Genomic DNA, 21593 nt, shown 5'->3' with positions numbered 1-21593 from the left:
ATCCGGACCGGCGCAACGCGCCTGGCTGCACACATTGCGATTGGCATATGTTAACTTTGGCGTACCGTAAGATGTGTTGCCTGTCAGAAAAATACTTAACATAAACAGGCTTTCGAGGAATTTATGCCAATAACCGCCAGCGGGCTTGCCCGTCGTTTTCGCTTTACCACTGTTATGTTGTTGGTTGCTGCCAGTGTCGGCTGTAGCCAGCTAACAAGCACGGCGCCTGAGCCTGCCGTTACTTCTGCGGCTATTGCTGCCAGTACTGTCGCGACCGAGGGGCTACGGCCGCTTGAGCTGACTGACATTATGAAGTTTCGGGAGATTAGCCAGCGCAAGCTTAGTGAAAACCAGCAATGGATGGTTTACAGCGCTGAGCCGGATTTTGGCGACAGCAGCGGCTATGTGGTTAATTTGCAAAGTGGCCAGCAAATTAGTGTAGAGCGTGGTGATAATGGCCAGTTGAATACTGATGGTAGTTTTGCCCTGTTTCGCCAGCAGGCATCTTTGTTAGCCCGTGAGCAAGCGCCTGATAAAAAGGCACGTGACGCACTGGAACAAAATGCGGTATTGGTGAATACCGCAACGGGCGCTAGCCAGCTGATTGCCAATATTGATCGCTTTGCGTTTACTGGTGATGGCCAGTATGCGTTATTGCTTGAGCGTAAAAGTGATGCTAAAGCCACCAGTCAGCAACTACAGGCGCTGCATTTAGTCAGCGGCGATTTACACACGCTGGCAGAGGTAACTGATTTTAGCGTGGCTGAAAAGGGTAGTTTGGTGGCCTATATCAGTCAGCAACAAACTGCTGATGATGACAAGGGCAACGATAAGCCGGTGCAGCAGCAACTGCAGGTGTGGGATAGTGCCACGGCTACCAGCTATACCGCAGTGGAATATGCTGAACATAAACTACAGCAGCTTAAGTTTAACCCTGATGGTGACCGGTTAGTGGTGATGGCAGGCCCTGACAAAGCAACACTGGCCGAGACGAATCAGGCTGAAGCGGCGCAGCAACTCTGGTTATGGTCAGTTGCGACTAAGCAGGCGCAGCAGCTGAATACCAGCCGGCCCGGCTGGCTGCTAAGCGAACATGCTACGCCGCGCTGGAGCGAGGATGGCAAGCGGTTGTTTATCGGCCACCGGCTGGATAGGGGCAACAAGCCAGCTAAAGTTGAACCGCCGCAAACCGAGGCTGAGCTGTATGACGTAGCGCGCTTACTGGCTGATAGGCGGTTGCAGGTATGGCACGGTAACGATGAGCGGATTAACAGCCAGCAAAAGGCCGAATATAAGCAGGCCGCAAAGCGCACTGCAGCCGCTGTGATCTGGCTGGATAGTCTGGAAATGGTGGTGTTAAGCAACGACGTTGAAGAGCAGCTGCTTGTAACTGAACAAAGTGAGGCACAGCTTATCAGCAGTGGTAAACCGCATTTGACCCAAATGAGCTGGAACGGCCGCTTGCATGATATCTGGCATGTTAATTTGCGCACAGGTCAGCGCCAGCAGGTGTTTAGCGCTAATCGCAGCCACGAGCGGGCCCATTTGTCGCCAAGTGGCCGCTATGTCATTTATCTGCAGCAAGAGCAGTATCAGTTATTCGATAGTGTCAGTGGCAGCACTCAGCCGTTCGCACCAGATGCGCCGGTTTCCTGGGTAGATGAGCAGAATGACCGGCCAATGGCCGCCGCCAGTTATGGTGTGGCCGGTTGGTTGGCTGATGAGTCGGCTGTGCTGGTGTATGACAGGTTTGATATCTGGGCGCTGGGCCTTACTGGCAGCATGCAAAAGCTCACTGGCGGCCGTTCAGCTAAACAACAGTATCGCTTGCAAAAAACCGATGAAGCGCTGGGGCTAAACCCGGATAGACCACAATTGCTACGGATGTATAACGACGCGAACAAGCAATATGGTTTTGCCCGGCTTAATTTAAAGAAAGATTTAACTAACACTGATTTAACCGTGCTGCTGCAGGGCGAAAAACGCTATGACTTTGTGGAAGCGCTGGACGAGTTCAGCCCGGACCAGCCACACTATTTATTTACTGAACAAAGCTTTCGGCAGTTTCCTGATCTGTGGCTGGCCAGTGCCGATTTTAGCGAGCGGCAGCAGCTGACCGAACTTAACCCGCAGCAGGAAGAGTTTATCTGGGGCGACAGCCATTTAATTGAATGGACAGGTGCGACCGGTGAACCATTACAAGGCGTACTGTTAACGCCAGATGGTTATGACGCCAGCAAGCCGTATCCGGTAGTGGTGTATTACTATGAAAAGTTCTCGCAGCGCCTGCACCATTACAACCAGATGAAAGTAAACCACCGGCCCAACTTCCCGTATTACCTGGGCCAGGATTACCTGGTGTTCCTGCCGGATATTCATTTCAGGCCGGCTGCGCCCGGGCCCAGCGCGACTGAATCGCTGGTACCTGGCTTGCAAAAGTTAATTGATATGGGCGTTGCCGATCCAAAAGCCATTGGCTTGCATGGCCATAGCTGGTCAGGTTATCAGACGGCTTTTGTGGTAACAGAAACCGATATGTTTGCCGCTGCAGTATCAGGTGCGCCGGTCGCCAATATGACCAGTGCCTACAGTGGTATTCGCTGGCAAACCGGCCTGGCACGGCAGTTTCAATATGAAACCGGCCAGAGCCGGATTGGCCAGTCGATGTATGAAAACCTCAAACCCTATATCGATAATTCACCGGTATTTTTTGCTGATAAAATTAATACGCCTATGCTGATCCAGTTTGGCGATGACGATGGCGCAGTGCCGTGGGAGCAGGGTATTGAGTACTATCTGGCATTGCGCCGCTTAGGCAAAGAGGTGGTGATGTTGCATTATGAAGGCGAGCCGCATCATTTGCAGCGCTATGCTAATAAACTGGATTACAGCATTAAAATGCGCGAATTTTTTGACCATTATTTGAAAGGAGCGCCAGCACCAGAGTGGTGGGCCCAGGGCGTGCCGTACCAGCAATATGAAAAGTAAGATTACAGGTAGAGCACTAGCCCGGTGTAAGACCAACCGGGCACGCTTTGTTTAATTGCTGCCACCACTGCACATGCAGCATTAATTGCTGCTGCAGTTGCTCCGCAGGTTGCTGGTAACGCTGCTGCAGCGCCGGGTAAAGCGGGGTATCGCGGTACAATTGGGCAATTAGCGGCCAGAGGTCATTTTGGTAGCGGCGTAGCTCAGCTAAGTGTGCCTGCACCTCACCGATAAAAAACTTACGAAATACCGTGGTTAAAATACCGAGCTGCCCGGTGTTCTGGCCGCGTGGGCACAAGCTCTCCGGCGCTATCGCCAGTAATTGCGGGTTAAGCTGGCTGAACCAGGCTGCACTGTAGCGCAGGCTGTGTTGCAGCTTACCCGGAAAATCGTGCTGATACAGGCTGGCGAGACTTTGCTCAATATCGACTTCTGCCGCTTGTTGCCACTGTTGCTGATTGACGAGTTCGGTCAAACCAAGCAGGTTGTTAAGGGCGCTGCTGCTTTCTACAAAGCCGGTGCTTTCCGTGGCAATTAACTGCTGTTTACTGCCTTGCCATTGCTGGCTCAGGGTATCATCGGCCAGCAGCATGTTATTCAGTGCAACCGTTACGCTTTGTTGCTTTTCAGCCAGCCAGTTGGCGACTTGCTGCTGCAATTCCGGGCTGATGTCTTGCTGCTGACACTGTTGTAACCGCGCCAGCAACCGTAGTTCATAATTTAGCTGCATACTGGGTTGAAACACCCGACCCAGGCCACTGTTGCGCTCACCAATTAGCTGATCCAAACCACATTCACGGCTGGCCCAGGCATCCCGTAAATCAAGCCGGATGTCGGGCAGGGGTTGCCTTAGCTTACTTGGCCGCGGTAGAACAGGCACAGGCTCAACCTTTACGGTTAGCTCATCCAGTTCTAATACCCGGGTAAGGCGCTGTTGATAATCGGTTAATTTGGCCTGGCTGTCAGGCTTGCTGCAGCCTGCAAGGCTAGCCAGCAGGACTATGCTTAGAGCTATGCTTGGTACTATGCTCAGCAGCATGCTGAATTTCATTATCAATTCTCTTTATATGTTTGCGTAATATCAGTGCCAGCATAATGGCGGCCGTACTCAGGCCAATAATAATACCGACCCAGAAACCATGGGCACCCATTGGCTGTACCAGCCAGTCAGTTAAGCCTAATACGGCGCCCAGGCCAAAACCGATTGGCCAGTAAGCGAACAGGGTAATGTAAAACACCGGTTTAGTAATTTTCATGCCGCGCAGGGCGCAGGCGGACACGACCTGAATAGCGTCGGATAACTGGTAAAAACAGGCCAGGATCAGCAGCGAGCTGGCCATGGCAATAACAGCCGGATTGGTCGAATACAACGAAGCGACATAAGTGCGCATAAAAAAGGTAAAGCAGGCAATAAAAAACGACATAAATATCGCCATACAAAGCGCGGTAATAATGGCTTTTTTCAGCTCTTTATTATTTTGCTGGCCGACCAAATGGCCCACCCGGATGGTGGTGGCTAAACCAAAACTTAGCGGCAGCATAAACACCAGCGCACTGTAGTTATTGGCGACCTGATGGCCGGCGACCACTATCGGCCCAAGGTGCACTATGGCCAGTGGAATACAGGCAAACAGGGTTACCTCGAAGAAGATAGAAAATGCAATGGGTGTGCCGAGGCAAACGATATACCAGATGTCTTTCAGGTTAGCGCTAAGCTGTTTAGGCCAGTGCCGGTAGGGCCGGGTAGTGCGGCTGTACCAGCCGTAGATCAGCATGGCGCCAAACATCGCTAAAAATACCAGGCTGGTGGCAATACCACAGCCGGCGCCGCCCAATGCCGGCATACCTAATTTACCGTAGATAAAAATATAGTTGGCCGGAATATTTACCAGAATACCGACAAAACTGATCCACATACTGGCTTTGGTATTACCAATACCTTCAAATAAATTGCGGATCACAATATAGCCGGCGGCCGGAAACAGTCCCCAACTGACATAGTAAAGGTATTGCAGGGTTTTATCGCGCAGTTCGTCCTGCATATTAAGCATGCCAATCGGAATGTCGGCAAACAGCATCAGGACAAATAATAAGCCGGCCAGCAGCATTCCCAGATACAGGCTTTGCAGGGTAAAATGACTGACCGGTTCAGTCTGCTTGCTGCCATAGTACTGGGCGACAATAGGGGTAAGTGCCAGCAGCAGGCCTTGTAAGGTTAATACCACAGGTAACCACAGGCCAGAGGCTACCGCCAGCGCCGCCATATCGGTAGCACTGAAGCGGCCGGCCATTACCGTATCGACAAAATACATCATGGTCTGGGTTAACTGCGCCAGCATAATAGGGCCGGTCAGCTTTAACAGAGTTTTGGCTTCAAAGCGGGAAAAGGGTACCATGCGCCATCGTTCGGGTTGGCCAGTAATGGCGCGCAATTTAGCACAATTGAGGTTTTATGTTTACCGGAATAGTTCAGACAACCGCGCAAGTGCGCGAAATTCGCGACGAAGGGCAGCTACGCCGCCTGACATTAAGTATAGCACCAACTAATTTACAGGCGCTGGAGCGTGGCGCCAGTATTGCGATAAACGGCGTATGCTTAACCGTAACAGCCTTTGACAGCGCCGCTGGCTGGGTAAGTTTTGATGTAATTGCAGAAACGCTGGATAAAACGAACCTGGGTAAACTGGATGTGGGCAGTAAAGTTAATCTGGAACGTTCCCTGACCTTTGGCAGTGAACTGGGCGGCCATATTGTGTCTGGCCATGTACAGACCACCGCAACGTTAGCCAGATTATCGCGTGACCAGCATAAGGTCAGTATGGCGCTCAGTCTGGACAAAAGCTTTTTGCCTTACATTCTGGCCAAGGGTTTTATTGCGGTAGAAGGCTGCAGTTTAACCGTGGGCGAGGTGACAGATAGCGGCTTTAACCTGTATCTGATTCCTGAAACCCTGGCGATCACCACCCTTGGCGATAAGCGCGAGGGCGATATCCTGAATATCGAGCTGGATCAGCAAACCCTGACCATTATTAAAACAGTAGAGCGGGTAATGGCACAGCGCTTTAGCACTGAGCAGTAACCAGCACGCCCTGATAATCAGGCCCTAGTAATACTGCTCGTCATCAGCATCCACAAAAATTTGCACACTATGATGCTGAATATCTTTATGTACTTTTAAGTGAATCGGATTGCAGCAATTGCTGCAATCCTCAATGTAATCCTGATCATCATCTGTGACTTCAATATCCATATGCACCGGATGGCCGCAAAACGGACAACTGATGGTCTTATTTAGCATACTCATACTGTCTCCTTGCGCTCAGGCTTTTTGGGCTGCTCCCAGGCTGCGGCCACCATCAACGGCGATGATCTGGCCACTGATATAGGGCGATTGCAGCAAAAACAACACGGTATTGGCGATGTCCTCCGGGGTACCGGTTCGTTGCAGTGGAATTTGCTGCAAAATGGCCGCTTTATCCGCCTCTGCCAGTTGCTGGCTGGGCCACAAAATGGCGCCCGGTGCTATACCGTTAACTCTTATTGTAGGCGCTAATTCCCGGGCCAGCGATTTTGTCATCATTAATAATGCTGCTTTGGCCATACAGTAAATACTATGGTCTTGTAATGGCTGCTGTGCATGTATATCGACCATATTGATAATACAGCCATTTCTGGCCGCCAGCGCCGGCGCCAATGCTTTGCTCAGAAAGTAAGGTGCTTTAACATTACTGCCAAATAAATCATCCCAGTTATCCAGAGTGGCGCTGCCAAGTGGCGTGGGATAAAAGCTGGAAGCATTATTAACCAGTACGTCCAACCGGTTAAAACAAGCCTGTGCTTGACTTGCCAGTTGTTCAACTTGTTGATTATCCAGTAGGTTTGCCTGCAGAGTTGCAGCGCTATCTGGCCGCTGCCCGTTCAGGCTGTCAGCCAGGCTGTTAGCGTCCGTTGCTGATTGATGATAGTGGATGATAACCCGATAACCAGCCTGGTGTAGTTTGCAGATAATTTGTTTGCCTAACCGTTTGGCACTGCCGGTAACCAGCGCTACCGGGCTGTCGGAGCTGGACATAAGAGATCCTAATAAAATTGCTGTTTAATCATCTCCTGTGCTTGTATCAGAAAACTGCCGCGAAACAAATATGCGTGATTAAGAACATGATATAAATTATAAAGATCTTTGCGTTGTTCGAAGCCATCAGGCAATTTATTAAATTGCTGATAGCTTTGGTAAAAGGCCTCTGGAAAGCGGCCAAACAAGCTACTGAAAGCGACATCGGTTTCCTGATCGCCATAGTAACAGGCGGGGTCGTAAATAACCGGTGAGCCGGCAATAAAGCCAACATTGCCCCGCCATAGATCGCCGTGCAATAAACTGGGCGCCGGTTGGTGATGTGCCAGGCGCTGCCGGCATTGCTCTACCAGATAATCGATATTGCCAAAACCAAAGCTTTGCTCCTGCAATAATTGCAGTTGCCAGCCCAGCCGCTGCTCTGAAAAAAAGCTGCTCCAGTTGCTTTGCCATTTGTTCGGCTGCGGGGTGCGGCCAATAGCATTATCCCAGTCAAAGCCGAACATCGCCTGTTCATGCTGTTGATGCAGCAGTGCCAGTTGCTGCCCCAGCTGTTGCCAGCCAGTGCCACTTTCTTTTACCAGTGGCAGATACTCCAACACCAGAAAGGCTTTATCAATGGTCTGGCCATAGCAAATAACGTTGGGCACTCTGATACAGTGATGCTGGCGCAGCGTTCTTAATCCCAAAGCTTCAGTTTCAAATTGCTCCAGCTGCTCGCGTTGGTTAAGCTTGACGAAAAAGTCGCGGCCACCACCACTGATTTTAAACGCCAGATTAATATCGCCACCCGTAAGCTGCGTTTTATCTTCAACTCTGAAGTCAGTATCCAATTCACTGTTGATATTATCAGCAATCGCCTGCCACATCGGGTTTCTCCCTGTACCGTCGTGATTTTAGTATGGCTGATAAACCAGAAAGATCACTGATCGAAAACCGCTTTTTATGACGTAAAACAAATTTTTGTCTAAAGTGATTGCTAAAGTTGTCAGTAACGTTAACTATCATATTGACGTTAATATACTGCCGCCAGGAGTTTACATGGTTATTGTTACCCCTCGTTTTCGTGCTCAAGCCTATACCATTATGAGTGCGGTTAATCTCGCACTGTTTTTCTTGGCATTAGCGTTGGCTAGTTGGCACAGCACCTGGCTACCTGCGCTACTAATAGGCTTGCCCGGTGCCTTGTTACCCATAGTGTTTTACAGGGTGCTGGGTGATCATCCGCTGGCCCGGATAAGCTTTGGTGTCAGTTTTATGTTTTTTGCGGCACTGCATATCCATCAGGCGGCCGGTATGCTGGAGATGCACTTTGGCATTTTTGTACTGCTGGCTATTTTAATTTCCTTTCGGGATTATCTGGTCATTCTGGCTGCAGCAGGCACGATTGCCGTACATCACCTGTTATTTATGTGGTTGCAAATGCAGGGGGCCGGGGTATTTTTAGTACCGCCACAGAGCTTGTCGTTGGGCATTATTATGGTGCATGCTGCTTTTGTGGTTGTGGAGGCAGTGGTGTTAGTCCTGATTTCAAGGCAAAGCTACCGGGAGGCTACTGTTGGCCAGAGCTTATTTGATGCCACCGAGCAGTTGCTAACCAGTGACGGCAAGGTCGAACTGACTCATCGATGTCCTGATATAGATTCGCAGGTGATTAACAACTTTAATGCAGTGTTTGATACTTTGCATAAAACGCTGACTACCATTGAACAACAGTCTGTAACATTAAAAAACGAGTCAGGTACTTTAAGGGAAGAGGGTGACGCGCTGGCGCTAAGTATGCGCAACGAAATGAACGAAGTTGAGCGGATAGCCGCGGCTACTGAGCAAATGTCGCATAGTATTCAGGATGTATTTAATTTATCGCAGCAGGTGCTGCAATACGCAAAATCAGCTGAGACAGCGGCAGACGAGGGCAAAGCCTCCGTAATTAATACTATTAATTCGGTCCAGCAACTGGCAAGTCAGTTAAGTGATACCGGCCGCAAGGTAAATGACGTGGCCAGTGCTACCGTAGACATTCGCAAAGTGCTGGATGTGATTCAATCTATTGCTGAGCAAACCAACTTATTAGCACTTAACGCGGCGATAGAAGCTGCCAGGGCGGGAGAGCAGGGCCGCGGTTTTGCTGTGGTTGCTGATGAAGTGCGTACCCTCGCATCGCGCACCCGGGGCTCGACAGATGAAATTAAACAGTTGATTGAACGCCTGGTAGAAAACAGTGCTCAGTCGGTTACTGAGGTCAAACGCAGTGTTGAGCAACTGGAAGACACCCGTCAGCATGCCGAACAAAGTGGCCAGCTGTTGCAAACTATTCTGGAGCAGGCCAGACAGGTTGCTGATTCTTCCGATACCATGGCCAACTCCCTGCAGCAGCAAAGCGCGTCCAGTAACGAGGTTGCGCAAAGTGTGCAGCAGCTTAATCAAATGACATCAGAGCAGAATGCGCTAGGTATTAAAGTGTTACAGAGTGCTGATAGTTTGGAAAAAATTACGGTGGCACTGACTCGAGAGTCTGCAAAATTCCGCGTTTAACTGCTGTGATGACAAACCAACAACGGGTGATGTTGTTGCTGCCACTATTTGTTGTCTGGGTTGTGCTTGCTAGTGCTGGGTTGTTTTATTTTGGGAATCAACATTATGGTCAGTTTGGCGGCGATAGCGACTGGCAGCAATCTGTTGTCACCGAATTTAACCTGACGGAACTTAATGTCGACGTGAGCCCGGGTATTCAGGTTGTGCATGTGCAGCAGCCAAATTGTATCTGTAATAGTAGGGTTGAGGAGCATATAGCGTTGTTTGCGGGCGATTATCAGGTGCCTGAACCGGCGCAATATCGGCGCCAATTAGCTGACATCGCTGCCGCGGGTTTCGTACTGCCCGCAAGCCCGGCTGTGCTGATTTTTAATAACGGGCACTTAATTTATGCCGGACCCTATGCCACAGGCCCGCTGTGCTCTGTTGCTGACAGTTTAATAGCACCTATTTTACGACAGGAAATACGGCTACCCGGTCTTTGGCTTAATGGCGAGGCTAAAGCGTGCCGCTGCTTGCAGGATGAAGAGTAAGCAGAGCATAGTAGTCAAGTCAGACGCCGGATGTTACTATAGCACCGCTATTTTTATTTGCGGGCCACACGCGTTGACAAATGACTTTTGGTGTAAGCCATTAACTGTCGATGCAGGCGCAGCAAGTACTCTCATTATTAAACAAGTGACCCTTGGTGTGGGCCACCACTGTAAAAGGATAAATCATGCCAGTTATTACTCTGCCTGATGGCAGCCAGCGCGCTTTTGATTCTGCTGTATCTGTTATGGATGTTGCCAAAGATATTGGCCCCGGTTTAGCGAAAGCCACTATTGCCGGCAAGGTGAATGGTCAGTTAGTGGATGCCTGTGATCCTATTACTACTGATTCAACGTTAAGCATTATTACCAGCAAAGACCAGGACGGTCTGGACATTATCCGCCACTCCTGCGCCCACTTATTGGGTCATGCCATTAAGCAAATGTGGCCAAACGTGAAAATGGCCATAGGCCCGGTAATTGAAAACGGCTTCTACTATGACGTTGATATCGACCAGCCTATCAGCAGCGATGACTTGGCAGAGCTGGAAGCGCGGATGCAGAAGCTTGCCAAGACCGAGTACGACGTTGTCAAGCGTAAGGTCAGCTGGCAGGAGGCCTTTGATACCTTTAAAGCCCGTGGCGAAAGCTACAAGATGGAAATTCTGGAGCAGAACGTGGCTCGTGATGACCAGCCTGGTCTGTATCATCATGAAGAATATATTGATATGTGCCGTGGCCCGCACGTGCCAAATATGCGGTTTTGCCAACACTTTAAGATTATGAAAGTGGCCGGCGCCTACTGGCGTGGCGACTCGAAAAACAAAATGCTGCAGCGGGTGTATGGCACTGCCTGGGCAGATAAAAAGCAATTAGCGGCGTACTTACTACAGCTAGAAGAAGCTGAAAAGCGTGACCACCGCAAAATTGGTAAGGCGCTGGGTTTATTTCACTGGCAGGAAGAAGCCCCCGGCATGGTGTTCTGGCACAACGATGGCTGGACTATTTTCCGCGAGCTGGAAAGTTATGTCCGGGAAAAGCTGGGCGAATACGATTACGACGAAGTTAAAGGCCCATTGATGATGGACCGGGTGTTGTGGGAGAAATCAGGCCACTGGGAAAAATATGCCGAAAACATGTTTACCACCCAGTCTGAGCACCGTGAGTACGCCATTAAACCAATGAACTGCCCGGGTCACGTCCAGATATTTAACCAGGGTTTAAAATCGTACCGCGATTTGCCGCTGCGGATGGCTGAATTTGGCTGTTGTCATCGCAATGAGCCATCAGGTGGCTTACATGGTTTAATGCGGGTGCGCGGCTTTACCCAGGACGACGCCCACATCTTCTGTACTGAAGATCAGGTGCAGGCTGAAGTCACCAAATGTATTCAGATGGTATTTGATGTTTACAGCACTTTTGGCTTTAAAGACGTTAAAGTTAAGTTGTCTACCCGGCCAGCGCAGCGCATCGGTTCCGATGAAAGCTGGGATAAAGCCGAGCAGGGCCTGATTGAAGCACTGAAAAGTAACAAAATTGACTATGATTTACAGCCGGGTGAAGGCGCGTTTTATGGTCCGAAAATTGAATTTACCCTGCACGATTGTTTAAACCGTGCCTGGCAATGCGGCACTATACAGTTAGATTTTGCTCTGCCGGGTCGCTTAGGTGCCACTTTTGTTTCTGAAGGCGGTGAAAAGTTGGTACCGGTGATGATTCACCGGGCAATTCTGGGATCGCTTGAGCGTTTTATCGGTATTTTGATCGAAGAATACGCGGGTCTTTTTCCAGCCTGGTTAGCCCCAACTCAGGTGGTGGTAATGAATATTACCGATAATCAGGCCGAATATGTGCAAAATTTAGTAAAAACTTTCAAATCTCACGGTATTAGAGCCATTAGTGACTTGAGAAATGAGAAGATAGGCTTTAAAATCCGCGAGCACACGCTTAAGCGTATTCCGTATCTTGTTGTCGTAGGCGATAAAGAGATGGAAGCGGGCGATATCGCCTTAAGAACGCGTAAAGGTGAAGACCTCGGAAAAATGTCGGTGGCTGCTTTTGTAGAAAAGCTGACAACTGAAATTAAAACCCGGGTTTAAGCCAGTAAGCGTATAAGAATAATTTTTCGGAGGAACATACTATTAAAGTAGGAAAGAAAACATTACCTGCAAACCGTCCTAACAGGATCAACGAAGAAATTAACCTGCCGGAAGTGCGGTTAATTGGCGTCGAAGGTGAGCAACTGGGTGTAGTAAGTATTGCTGAAGCCATTAAACTGGCCGAAGACAGTGGCAATGATTTAGTTGAGATCAGCCCGACAGCCGAACCACCAGTTTGTAAGTTGATGGACTACGGTAAGTTCCTGTTCGAAAAGAGTAAAGCTCTTAAAGAGCAGAAGAAGAAGCAAAAACAGATCCAGATTAAGGAAATAAAATTCCGGCCTGGAACTGACGAAGGCGATTACCAGGTAAAACTACGCAACCTGCGTCGCTTCATTGAAGAGGGTGACAAAGCTAAAGTAACGCTGCGCTATCGTGGTCGTGAAATGGCGCATCAGGAAATCGGTATTGAGATGCTTTCTCGAATCAAAGAGGACTTGTCTGATATCGCTATCTGCGAATCTTTCCCTTCACGGGTGGAAGGTCGTCAGATGATAATGATGCTGGCCCCAAATAAGAAGTAATAAGTGCCTTCAAGTTTATTTAGCTGCGGCTTGCCGCAGTTTTTTAACGCCTTATTATTCGTTGTAACTTAACAATGCGAGTTTAAATACTATGCCAAAGATGAAAACCAATAAAGGTGCCGCGAAGCGTTTCAAAAAAACCGCTTCTGGTAGCTTTAAACGTAAGCAATCACACCTTCGCCACATTTTGACGAAGAAGACTTCTAAGCGTAAGCGTCAGTTAGGTCCAAAAACCTTAGTCGCTAAAGTAGACATTGCCGGCTTAGTCCGTTGCATGCCGTACGCATAATTAACAGGAGTCAGAAATGCCAAGAGTAAAACGTGGTGTGACGGCGCGCGCGCGTCATAAGAAGGTGTTAAACCAGGCTAAGGGTTATTACGGTGCCCGCAGTCGTGTTTATCGTGTTGCTTTCCAGGCCGTTATTAAAGCCGGTCAATATGCTTATCGTGACCGTCGTCAGCGTAAGCGTCAGTTCCGTCAACTGTGGATCGCGCGTATTAACGCAGCGTCACGGATGAACGGTTTATCTTACAGCCGTTTCATCGCAGGCCTGAAAAAAGCCTCTGTTGAAATCGATCGTAAGATCCTGGCCGACATCGCTGTATACGACAAAGCCGCTTTCACTGCTTTAGTATCTAAAGCAAAAGAAGCCTTAGTCTGATATAAGCCGATAGCATCGGAAGCCACCTGACAGTGGCTTAAATACCCTCACTACCGTTGGTTTGAGGGTATTTTTTTGCCTGAAAATCATGAGTAAACGCTAGCAATAAAAAAACGGCTCAATTCAGAGCCGTTTTTTTAGTTCAGTGTTACCGGGTTTTAATTAAGCGCCGGTTTAAATTCGATCAGCAGGTTATTGTCTTTAAACAGTTGTAATTTATCGCCGTTTACTTCAGCCCTATCGGCAGCTTGTAATGAGCTGGTGAACTGCTGTTCAACATCACTGCTGTTGCTGCAATACTTCTGGGTACTGGCAAGTCCTGCCACGTTCAGGCGGTTAGCTTGGTGCTTGTAGCTGCCGTTAAAGCTGTTGCAACCGGCAAAGCCGTATAACCGGTCCTGGGAGTCAAAAATCATTCTGACATTCAGTTGTTGAGGCAGGTAACGACCAGCCAGTTTTTCTGCCCGCCAGACAATGCCCTGGATTTGGCCGGGAGCATAGGGATCGGGACAAACCGCGTTAGGCCAGAACTGCTCAAATTTTTCTATCAGTAACTGAGTTTCGCCCTGAGCATTGTCCTGTTTACGTCCCACCAGGGTAGCAATAACGGCATTGTTACGGAATCGTTCATCCTGCTGGTAGTGGCGCATCATGGGTAGATGGTGTTGGGTGTTGGCGACAGGCAGACTTTCACCAGACTGGCATAACGTAAAAGTAGCCTGATTATCATTTAGAAAATACAAGCCCAGCATGGGCTGGCGGGTATCGAGCTTAATAAAATCAGTTTCGCGTTTTAACTGGTAATTCAGCGCTGAGCTAATCGGCTTACCTGCTAAATCAAGCATTGCAAGCTGGTTGTTGTTGGAAAAATAGAACGCTGGCAGGGTATGCTGCTGGTTAACCAAATGCAGGTTACGTTTTTCAAGCAACCAGATCCCTTTAATAATATTGATATCACCACGTTCCAGGTACTGCTGGCGAACTTCAAAGCGGCCATCGCGATAAAGATTTAAATGGTACTGAATACCCGGACAATCAGCACAGGGAAGGGTGCCGGTAAAACTAATATCACTATCAATAAAAATTTGTTCAAAATTAGTGGCGATTGCTTCGGTAGTATCACTGTCAGGCACGACCTCTTCCTGCACTTGTTGTGCTGCAGGCTCGGGGCTCCTGACTTTATCTGGCGAAACCTGTTCAGGTGCAGGCAGTTGGCTACAACCTGCCAACACCAGTGCCACTAGTAATAACGACTTTCTCATCTGCATACCCTGATTCCATTTTGGCGCATTATAACGTAAAGCTGCGCTATTTATAACGCCAATTTTACCCGGCACTGAGGTCTAAGTGCTGCAGCATCAGCCTTGCAGTGGCGGCAGGGTTTTCCTGCATAAAGCAGTGTCCACCGTCTGTTAGGATACTCTGAACTGCCGGATTGCGACGTTGCCATTTTTCAACTGCGCTACGGATAAAAGGATAACTGTTTTTACCATAAATTATCAGTGTTGGCGGGCAGGGCTGGCTGAGTTGTCGCCAGAGTTTATCGGGGTACGAGCTGAAAATCTCAGCCTCTCGTTCCGGTTTACATTTCAGCTTAATACCCTGTTCAGTCGTTACCAGAGCATGGTCAATATAAGCAGCCAGCGCTTCAGGTTGCCAGTTTTTAAACATGCCGCGGTTGTTAAGATAGTTGTGAGCGGTGTCTTTGTCCGGCCAATGCTGACGACGGCGCAGTGCCGCTTTAGCCATCGGGTTTTTGCGGTACAGACCCACCCCATTCAGTGAGCGCATTAGCGCCAGCATAGAGGGAGTAAACAACACCGGGTCTAGCAGAATCGTTTGTTGAAACGGGCTGTCAGCTTTACTATGAATGAGTGCGGTCAGCACACCACCAAAACTATGGCCTACACCAATAACCGGCTGATCAGCGAACAGGTGCTGGTGTGCCAGTAACGCTGATTCAGCCAGATCGGCGCTGATATTCCAGCCTAAAAACGGCCCGCCGTGATCGCTGTCGCCGTGGCCCTGGGCGTCAGACAGGAAAAAGTCAAAGTGTTGGTTTAAATGTTGCAGCAGGGGCAGGTAAGTGCGGCTGCAAAAGCCGTTGCCATGCAGCATATGTAGCACAGGTTTACCGCTTGGTGTGGTGTGATAACCGCGTAAAGTAAAACCATAGTGTGTAGGGTAATGCCAGGGTATTAAATCCAAAATAGCTGTCCGCTAACGTAAAATGGCACCAAAGTGCCATGTTTTATCAGCGCAGGCAAGTGGCTTCAACGGGTGCCAAATAACTTATCGCCGGCATCGCCGAGGCCAGGCAAAATGTAGCCATGTTCGTTTAAACCTGTGTCTACGGCGGCGGTGTAGAGTTCAATTTCAGGATGCGCTGCGCTAAGGGCTTTGATGCCTTCCGGAGCGGCTACCAGCACCAGCGCTTTGATGCGCTGACAGCCCTGTTTTTTCAACAAATCAATGGTGGCAATCATCGAACCACCGGTTGCCAGCATTGGGTCCACCACCAGCGCCAGGCGCTGTTCCAAATCTGCCGCCAGTTTGTGAAAGTAAGGCACCGGTTGCAGGGTGGTTTCGTCACGATAAATACCGACCACACTGATCCTCGCACTGGGCAGTAAATCCAGCACGCCATCCAGCATCCCTAAACCAGCCCTTAAAATTGGGACTATGGTGACTTTTTTACCCTGAATTTGCTCTATCTGGCATTTGCCATTCCAGGTCTCGATGCTGGTGGTTTCAGTCGGTAAATCTTTGGTGGCCTCATAGGTTAATAAGCTACCCAGTTCAGCGGCTAATTGCCGGAACTGCTTGGTACTTATATCTGCTGCTCTGAGCAAACCAATTTTATGCTGAACCAATGGGTGCTTTACTTCGGTAACGTGCATCTGGTGTTCCCCATGCTTTTTATTAGTCTTTTTTTGTAACAGCTTAACCCGGTTTACCCTGAACATAATAACTGACCTGGGCTCTGGGGTTCAGGTACTCTCTGACCCGCTCGGGTAAGCTCGCTATGGTCAATACTTTACTGATGGTAAGGGCGTCGCTGTCCAGGCTGATGACCGGCGCTTCCAGTCTCGGCACTTCCGGCTCGTAAATCATCACGTTAGGTTGCAGCAAGCTGTCACTGTTAACTGACATTACCATAGCTATCCGTTGGTCGCTCAACATTACCACGGTACCGGGTGGATATACCCCCATCATTTTAATCATTACCCGCATTGTCGTATCGTCCAGCTTACCTTTCATACTCCGGTACAGGTAGGCCAGTGCATGATGCGGCGAGCGGGCTTTAGTCGGATCGGCCGGATGACACAAACTATCAAATTCGTTCACTACCGCCACAATATGCGCCAGTTTATTAATCTGGTCGTTTTTAAGGCCTTTAGGGTAGCCCGTGCCATCCAGATATTCGTGATGCTGTTCTATAACCGGCCAGGCCTCAAGCGGGAAAGTATCTGCCAGCCCGACCAAATCGGTACCGTACTTGGTATGCATTTTTAATAAGTTCTGTTCGGGAGCAGTTAACGGTGTTGTTTTGCGCAAAATCTGGCTGGGTATTTTTAGCTTGCCGATGTCGTGAAACAACGCACCAATACCGATTATTTTGATATCTGCCGCAGAAAAACCAAGGTTACGAGCCAGCATCATGCTGACAATAGAGACGTTCAGCACATGATAATACAGGGTTTCCTGATCTTTATTGCCTGAGGAAATTAAATGCAGGATCAGGCTTTCGGCATTAACGATGGTGTCGACTAACTGGCTAATTAGCTGGGATGCTTCGGTAATAGCATTCAGTGGCCGGCCGCTCACTTGTTTCATCAGATCACGCACCTGACTCAAAGAGTGGTTAAAGGCTTTTTCGGTTTTCTGAATATCACGCCGGTGTGCTTTTGCCTGCTCAATTCTGCGCATTTTTTCGTTAAGCATTTTCGCCTGCGCTTCAGACATTTTACTGTTAAATTCTATTTCTTCCTGTTCAGATAAATTAGTGGCAGTGGGGTCTTCAGTGATTTGCTTACTTTTCTCCGGATAGAAATAAACATAATCCAGCCCCAGGTTTTTAATGATATGCAATTGTTGCTGATTCTCTATCAGCATATTACTGGACAGAAAAGGGTGTTTCATCCAGCCGCTGGGTAGCTTAATGGCATAGCCCAATTTAACTTGTTCAGGTTTTATTTTCAGCGCAGACAAAAGCTACTCCGTATAAAGGGACGACAAAACAATGCTGGCTATCAGTTTAAGTAAGGATAAGCCGCCACGCCAGCGTTAACTAATACAAAAAGGGGCTTTTCAGCCCCTTTTTTGTGGTGGATCAGGATTATGTCTGATCTGTACTATGCTGCAGTCATGTTAGAAGTTAACAGTGTAACGTACTGTCCATAAACTGCCGGTCCAGTCATGTACTGAACTGGCATAGCCATTGGTTGGCGATGACGCATAAGGTGGCTTTTCGTCCGTCAGGTTGCGAACGGTCAGTAATACCCGCTGACTGTCTGTCAGCTCATAACCGACACTGCCGCTGAATACCAGCCAGGCATCAACCGTTTCGTTGCCACCAAATTTAAAGTCGCCATCACCCAGTTCACTGATGTAGTGCGCAGATAAACTGGCGGTCCAGTTATTCAGGCTCCAATCAGTGCCGAAGTCAGCAACAAAGTCTGGTCGGGCAATTTCATTGGCGCCGCTTAGTTTACCCAGTAAGTCCTCAGTACCACTCTCCGGGTTAATCTGGCGCTCATAAGAAAAGGTTTTGGTGCCGGCAGCAAACAGTTTAAAGGTACCCAAGCTGTCGGTGTTCAGTTGATAGTTGATTTTAACGTCAACCCCGTCGGTTTCCTGACTACCGACGTTGAAAAAACCGGTTCGTAAGAAGACTAAATCGTCGCCAGCATCCAGCACACAACCAAATTCGCCGTTCAGAGCATCAATACTGGTGGTTGTGGGTGCAGTACCGGCAATACAGGCTTTTAAGGTGGTATTGGCATCAACATCGACGATATCAGTATGGTCATAACGCCAGTAGTCTGCAGTAACTTGCAGGTTGTCGGTCAGGTTCCAGGAGAAACCAACGTTAACGGCTTCTGAGTTTTCTGCATTCAGGCCACGGTTGCCCAGTGTTTCCTGATCCAGCTCCAGCTCACCGGCTGAGGCGCCAAAATCACCACACAGCGCATCAAACGGCTGGTCAGCACCGCAGTTAATGTAAGCCGAGCCCAAAGATTCGCCGGCACCCAGTTGTGACAATGACGGAGCTCTGAAACCGGTGCTCCACGAGGCGCGGACGATGAGATCATCTGTTGCCCGGTAGCGCAGTGATAATTTAGGGTTAGTATCACCACCAAAGTCGCTGTAATGATCGTAGCGAAGGGCGGCAATCATATCCAGGTTATCAGTCAATGGCAGATTAAATTCACCGTATGCTGCATATTGGGTCCGATCTGCTGCGGCGTCACTGGCACCCAGCGCGAATACACCGCCATTTTTGGCAACCAGCGCCGGACGGTCAAAAATGTCTTCACTTCGGAATTCACCGCCGAATACTGCACTGATATTGCCAGCTGGTAATTCAATGGCTAAATCTCCTGCGATATTAAAATCGACTGAGAAAACCTCTGATTCACCAACCCGGGGCGCCAGCTCGCGCACAGCAGCAATGGCGTTGCTGCTGTTATCCCGACCTAAATTGAAAGGATCAAAGCTGCCGTTAGCAATGGCGTCATTTACTTTATCAATACCCATGTAACCCTGAACATGAGTGATTTCATTGTCGGTTTTGCCGTAGGTTGCTGCACTTTCCCATGACCACAACCCCAGTTCGCCGCGTAAACCTGCTAATAAACGATAACTGGTTGTGTCGTAATCCTGGACCCGGGTTTCCGGGAAGCGGGAGCGCACCCGGATTTGGTTTACTTCACCATCTTCAGCATCAATGGCACGGGCCCACTCAGGTACCAGCGGTGAATCACCTGCTACCCGTACATCGAATGCCGCTGCAGAGTCATATGCCGAGCCGGTATTATTCTGAAACATTGCTTCGGCAAAGAATTCACTGCCATTGGCCAGTTGGAAATTGTGGTGCAGGGTAGCGCCAATAGAGGTGGTATCTGGCTGAATGGCCCGCTCAATAACATAGTCATAACGACAGCGCGTGCCACCGCTGCTGACATTATCGCCACACCAGGGTTCTGCATAATCGGCGCCATCGATGCTGACCCGGGTGCTGGATGTTAACGTTACGTCAATTGGCCGGTCACTGTTAAACAGGGCATTGCGATCAAAGTAATCGACTACCAGCGTGGTATTGCTATTTTCGGTATTAAAGCCGCCGACATAAGTCAGGTTGGTGCGACCAAAGTCACTGCTTTTAGTATCATCACCGTAGGACACTGATACTTCATGGCCTTCTACGTCTTTACGCAGAATAAAATTGATTACCCCGGCGATGGCATCAGAACCGTATACCGACGAGGCACCGTCGGTCAGTACTTCAACCCGTTCTAATGCAGACATCGGGATAGCGTTGACGTTGACGAACGAGTCAAAGCCATTGGTAAAAGAATCTACTGCGACCCGCCGGCCGTTCACCAGTACCAGGGTAGAGCTACTACCCAGACCACGCAGACTGACACCCGATGAACCTGCTGGCGCACCGTCTGCACCGCCAACACCGCCATTTTCGGTAAAGGTACCGGCACTGGAAGCTTGTGGTAAGTCACGCAGGAAAGATCCAACACTGTCATAGCCGCGTTTGGCCATATCTTCACGGCTGAACACCTGTACCGGGTTAGCCCCTTCCATATCCACGCCTTTTAAGCGGGAACCGGTGATCTGAATTTTTTCAATTTTTTGCTCTTCAGCAGTGGTTTCCTCTGCTGCCAGTGCGTGTTGGCCGGTGGCGGCCAATATAACCGCTGCGCTTAAGGTGGATAGCTTCATTTTTGCTTTAAAGTACATACACATTCCTCTGGATTACAAACGTTGCCTTTAGCGGCAATCTGATTAAAAAAGGGAAAAGTGCGTCAAAGCAGAAACGGATAGATACACCCCGCAGGCGATTTAAAGGCAGCAAAATACTGGAATTATTTTAAATACACTACGGGAAAGCCTCTGCCTGACGCAGAGGGAGAACTAATTATTGAACCATTCAGACAGGTAAAACGGAGAGCAATAGTAACAATGATTGCGGGCGCATTTTTGCATCAGGCTACTCTCCGGTTGATTAAGATGACAGCAAAGTTCGCTCAGTGGCCAAATAATGTCAAGCGTTTTTTTTCGTCAGCGATGACCTGCAGAATTTGTCTTGGCAAATAAAGCTTTTAAATAAAACTGCAGTAGGATGTCAGACCAGTAAGGCAGTTGTCGCTTGACATAAATTGAATTCAAACGTACATTTCAAACACTTGTTTAAATTGTGCGGTGGATATGGTCGCTAAACAAAACACTCAACAAAAAATTCTGGATGCAGCACAAAGCCTGTTTGCTGAAACGGGTTTTAATGACACGTCATTGCGGCAGATAACCAGTTTGGCTGAAGTTAATCTGGCCGCGGTTAATTATCATTTTGGTTCAAAGAAAGAATTAATTCAGGCCGTACTGCAGCGTTACTTACGAGTACTAATGGCGCGTCTGGACCAGGAGTTCAGTCGGTTGCTGGCAGTACAGCAACCGAATAATCTGACGCAGGTACTAGCGGTTTTTGTTAAGCCCTTACTTGAGCTTAATTCGGTACATAACAATGGTACCCGGATTTTTCTGCAGCTACTGGGGCGGGGCTATACTGATGTGCAGGGCCATTTGCGCTGGTTTATCAACCATAATTATGGCCGGGTGCTGGACAAATTTGTATTGCTGGTACAGCAATCCTGTCCCCAGTTGCCAGCCAGTGAACTGTTCTGGCGGCTGCATTTTTCACTTGGCACAGTGGTTTTTACCATGGCATCAAATGAAGCGCTTGCGGAGATTGCCGAAGCGGATTTTAGCGAAGAAGTTGATATTGAGGGTGTTATTCAACGTCTGTTGCCTTATCTGGCGGCAGGTATTGCTGCGCCGGTATTTAGTCGTTCACAACCTCAGCAGCAGTTGCGCTCAGGTACTTAAAGGAA

The 21593-nt window shown here is 49.0% G+C and carries 19 protein-coding genes; 9 read left to right on the top strand and 10 right to left on the bottom strand.

The window, feature by feature from the left end; all coding sequences use genetic code 11:
• Positions 1–123 precede the first annotated feature (123 nt).
• Positions 124–2988: a prolyl oligopeptidase family serine peptidase gene (locus tag CRO03_RS07695; protein WP_097111047.1), complete on the top strand. Its 2865-nt coding sequence runs from the start codon at positions 124–126 to the stop codon at positions 2986–2988.
• Positions 2989–3004: 16 nt separating this feature from the next.
• Here the strand turns inward: CRO03_RS07695 and CRO03_RS07690 are convergent, their stop codons facing one another.
• On the bottom strand, positions 3005–4039 hold the full coding sequence (locus CRO03_RS07690; RefSeq protein ID WP_245861526.1) for a DUF3080 family protein: 1035 nt from the start codon (positions 4037–4039) through the stop codon (positions 3005–3007).
• Positions 3975–5384, bottom strand: coding sequence for an MATE family efflux transporter (locus tag CRO03_RS07685; protein WP_097111045.1), 1410 nt, complete (start codon positions 5382–5384; stop codon positions 3975–3977). The genes CRO03_RS07690 and CRO03_RS07685 overlap by 65 nt, the downstream gene beginning before the upstream one ends.
• Positions 5385–5440: 56 nt before the next feature.
• Between CRO03_RS07685 and CRO03_RS07680 the strand changes: the two genes are divergently transcribed.
• A complete protein-coding gene (locus tag CRO03_RS07680) occupies positions 5441–6067 on the top strand; it encodes a riboflavin synthase subunit alpha (RefSeq protein WP_097111044.1) in 627 nt (208 codons plus the stop codon).
• Between the two features lie 24 nt (positions 6068–6091).
• On the opposite strand, the gene CRO03_RS07675 is transcribed toward CRO03_RS07680, so the two are convergent.
• The 3 genes from CRO03_RS07675 to CRO03_RS07665 are packed head-to-tail and all read right to left on the bottom strand — an operon-like array spanning position 6092 to position 7929.
• The gene (locus CRO03_RS07675; protein ID WP_097111043.1) at positions 6092–6292 is read right to left on the bottom strand and encodes a CPXCG motif-containing cysteine-rich protein; all 201 of its coding nucleotides are present in this window, start codon (positions 6290–6292) and stop codon (positions 6092–6094) included.
• A gap of 15 nt (positions 6293–6307) precedes the next feature.
• On the bottom strand, positions 6308–7060 hold the full coding sequence (locus CRO03_RS07670) for a pteridine reductase (RefSeq protein ID WP_097111042.1): 753 nt from the start codon (positions 7058–7060) through the stop codon (positions 6308–6310).
• Positions 7061–7068: 8 nt separating this feature from the next.
• The gene (locus CRO03_RS07665) at positions 7069–7929 is read right to left on the bottom strand and encodes a fructosamine kinase family protein (protein WP_097111041.1); all 861 of its coding nucleotides are present in this window, start codon (positions 7927–7929) and stop codon (positions 7069–7071) included.
• A 172-nt stretch (positions 7930–8101) separates the two neighbouring features.
• On the opposite strand from CRO03_RS07665, the gene CRO03_RS07660 reads away from it, so the two are divergent.
• From CRO03_RS07660 to rplT, 6 genes are all read left to right on the top strand, one after another.
• Positions 8102–9595, top strand: coding sequence for a methyl-accepting chemotaxis protein (locus tag CRO03_RS07660; RefSeq protein ID WP_245861524.1), 1494 nt, complete (start codon positions 8102–8104; stop codon positions 9593–9595).
• Positions 9596–9603: 8 nt separating this feature from the next.
• On the top strand, positions 9604–10128 hold the full coding sequence (locus tag CRO03_RS07655) for a DUF6436 domain-containing protein (RefSeq protein WP_097111040.1): 525 nt from the start codon (positions 9604–9606) through the stop codon (positions 10126–10128).
• A gap of 185 nt (positions 10129–10313) precedes the next feature.
• Positions 10314–12224 carry a threonine--tRNA ligase gene (gene thrS, locus CRO03_RS07650; RefSeq protein ID WP_097111039.1) on the top strand — a complete coding sequence of 637 codons (1911 nt, stop codon included), beginning with the start codon at positions 10314–10316 and terminating at the stop codon, positions 12222–12224.
• Positions 12225–12265: 41 nt separating this feature from the next.
• Entirely contained in the window at positions 12266–12808 is a 543-nt protein-coding gene (gene infC / locus CRO03_RS07645; protein ID WP_026349420.1) for a translation initiation factor IF-3, read from the top strand.
• A 91-nt stretch (positions 12809–12899) separates the two neighbouring features.
• On the top strand, positions 12900–13097 hold the full coding sequence (gene rpmI, locus CRO03_RS07640) for a 50S ribosomal protein L35 (RefSeq protein ID WP_027672243.1): 198 nt from the start codon (positions 12900–12902) through the stop codon (positions 13095–13097).
• Positions 13098–13113: 16 nt separating this feature from the next.
• Positions 13114–13470, top strand: a complete 357-nt coding sequence (rplT, locus tag CRO03_RS07635) for a 50S ribosomal protein L20 (RefSeq protein WP_019676566.1) — start codon at positions 13114–13116, stop codon at positions 13468–13470.
• A 158-nt stretch (positions 13471–13628) separates the two neighbouring features.
• On the opposite strand, the gene CRO03_RS07630 is transcribed toward rplT, so the two are convergent.
• From CRO03_RS07630 to CRO03_RS07610, 5 genes are all read right to left on the bottom strand, one after another.
• Positions 13629–14732 carry an META domain-containing protein gene (locus CRO03_RS07630; RefSeq protein ID WP_097111272.1) on the bottom strand — a complete coding sequence of 368 codons (1104 nt, stop codon included), beginning with the start codon at positions 14730–14732 and terminating at the stop codon, positions 13629–13631.
• A gap of 64 nt (positions 14733–14796) precedes the next feature.
• Complete coding sequence (locus CRO03_RS07625; RefSeq protein WP_097111038.1) at positions 14797–15678, bottom strand: alpha/beta fold hydrolase; 882 nt, start codon at positions 15676–15678, stop codon at positions 14797–14799.
• Between the two features lie 65 nt (positions 15679–15743).
• Positions 15744–16370: a uracil phosphoribosyltransferase gene (upp, locus tag CRO03_RS07620; protein ID WP_097111271.1), complete on the bottom strand. Its 627-nt coding sequence runs from the start codon at positions 16368–16370 to the stop codon at positions 15744–15746.
• A gap of 43 nt (positions 16371–16413) precedes the next feature.
• Entirely contained in the window at positions 16414–17682 is a 1269-nt protein-coding gene (locus tag CRO03_RS07615; RefSeq protein WP_097111037.1) for a cyclic di-GMP phosphodiesterase, read from the bottom strand.
• A 159-nt stretch (positions 17683–17841) separates the two neighbouring features.
• Positions 17842–20445: a TonB-dependent receptor plug domain-containing protein gene (locus CRO03_RS07610; RefSeq protein WP_097111036.1), complete on the bottom strand. Its 2604-nt coding sequence runs from the start codon at positions 20443–20445 to the stop codon at positions 17842–17844.
• 468 nt (positions 20446–20913) lie between these two features.
• Here CRO03_RS07610 and psrA point away from each other — a divergent pair, with 468 nt between their 5' ends.
• Positions 20914–21588, top strand: coding sequence for a TetR family transcriptional repressor PsrA (psrA, locus tag CRO03_RS07605; protein WP_097111035.1), 675 nt, complete (start codon positions 20914–20916; stop codon positions 21586–21588).
• Positions 21589–21593: the final 5 nt, after the last annotated feature.

The sequence above is a fragment of the Arsukibacterium tuosuense genome (assembly GCF_900215315.1).
Lineage (GTDB): Bacteria > Pseudomonadota > Gammaproteobacteria > Enterobacterales > Alteromonadaceae > Alishewanella > Alishewanella tuosuense.
The sequence above is the reverse complement of the archived record's forward strand: the minus strand, read 5'-3'. Positions and strand labels throughout refer to the sequence as shown.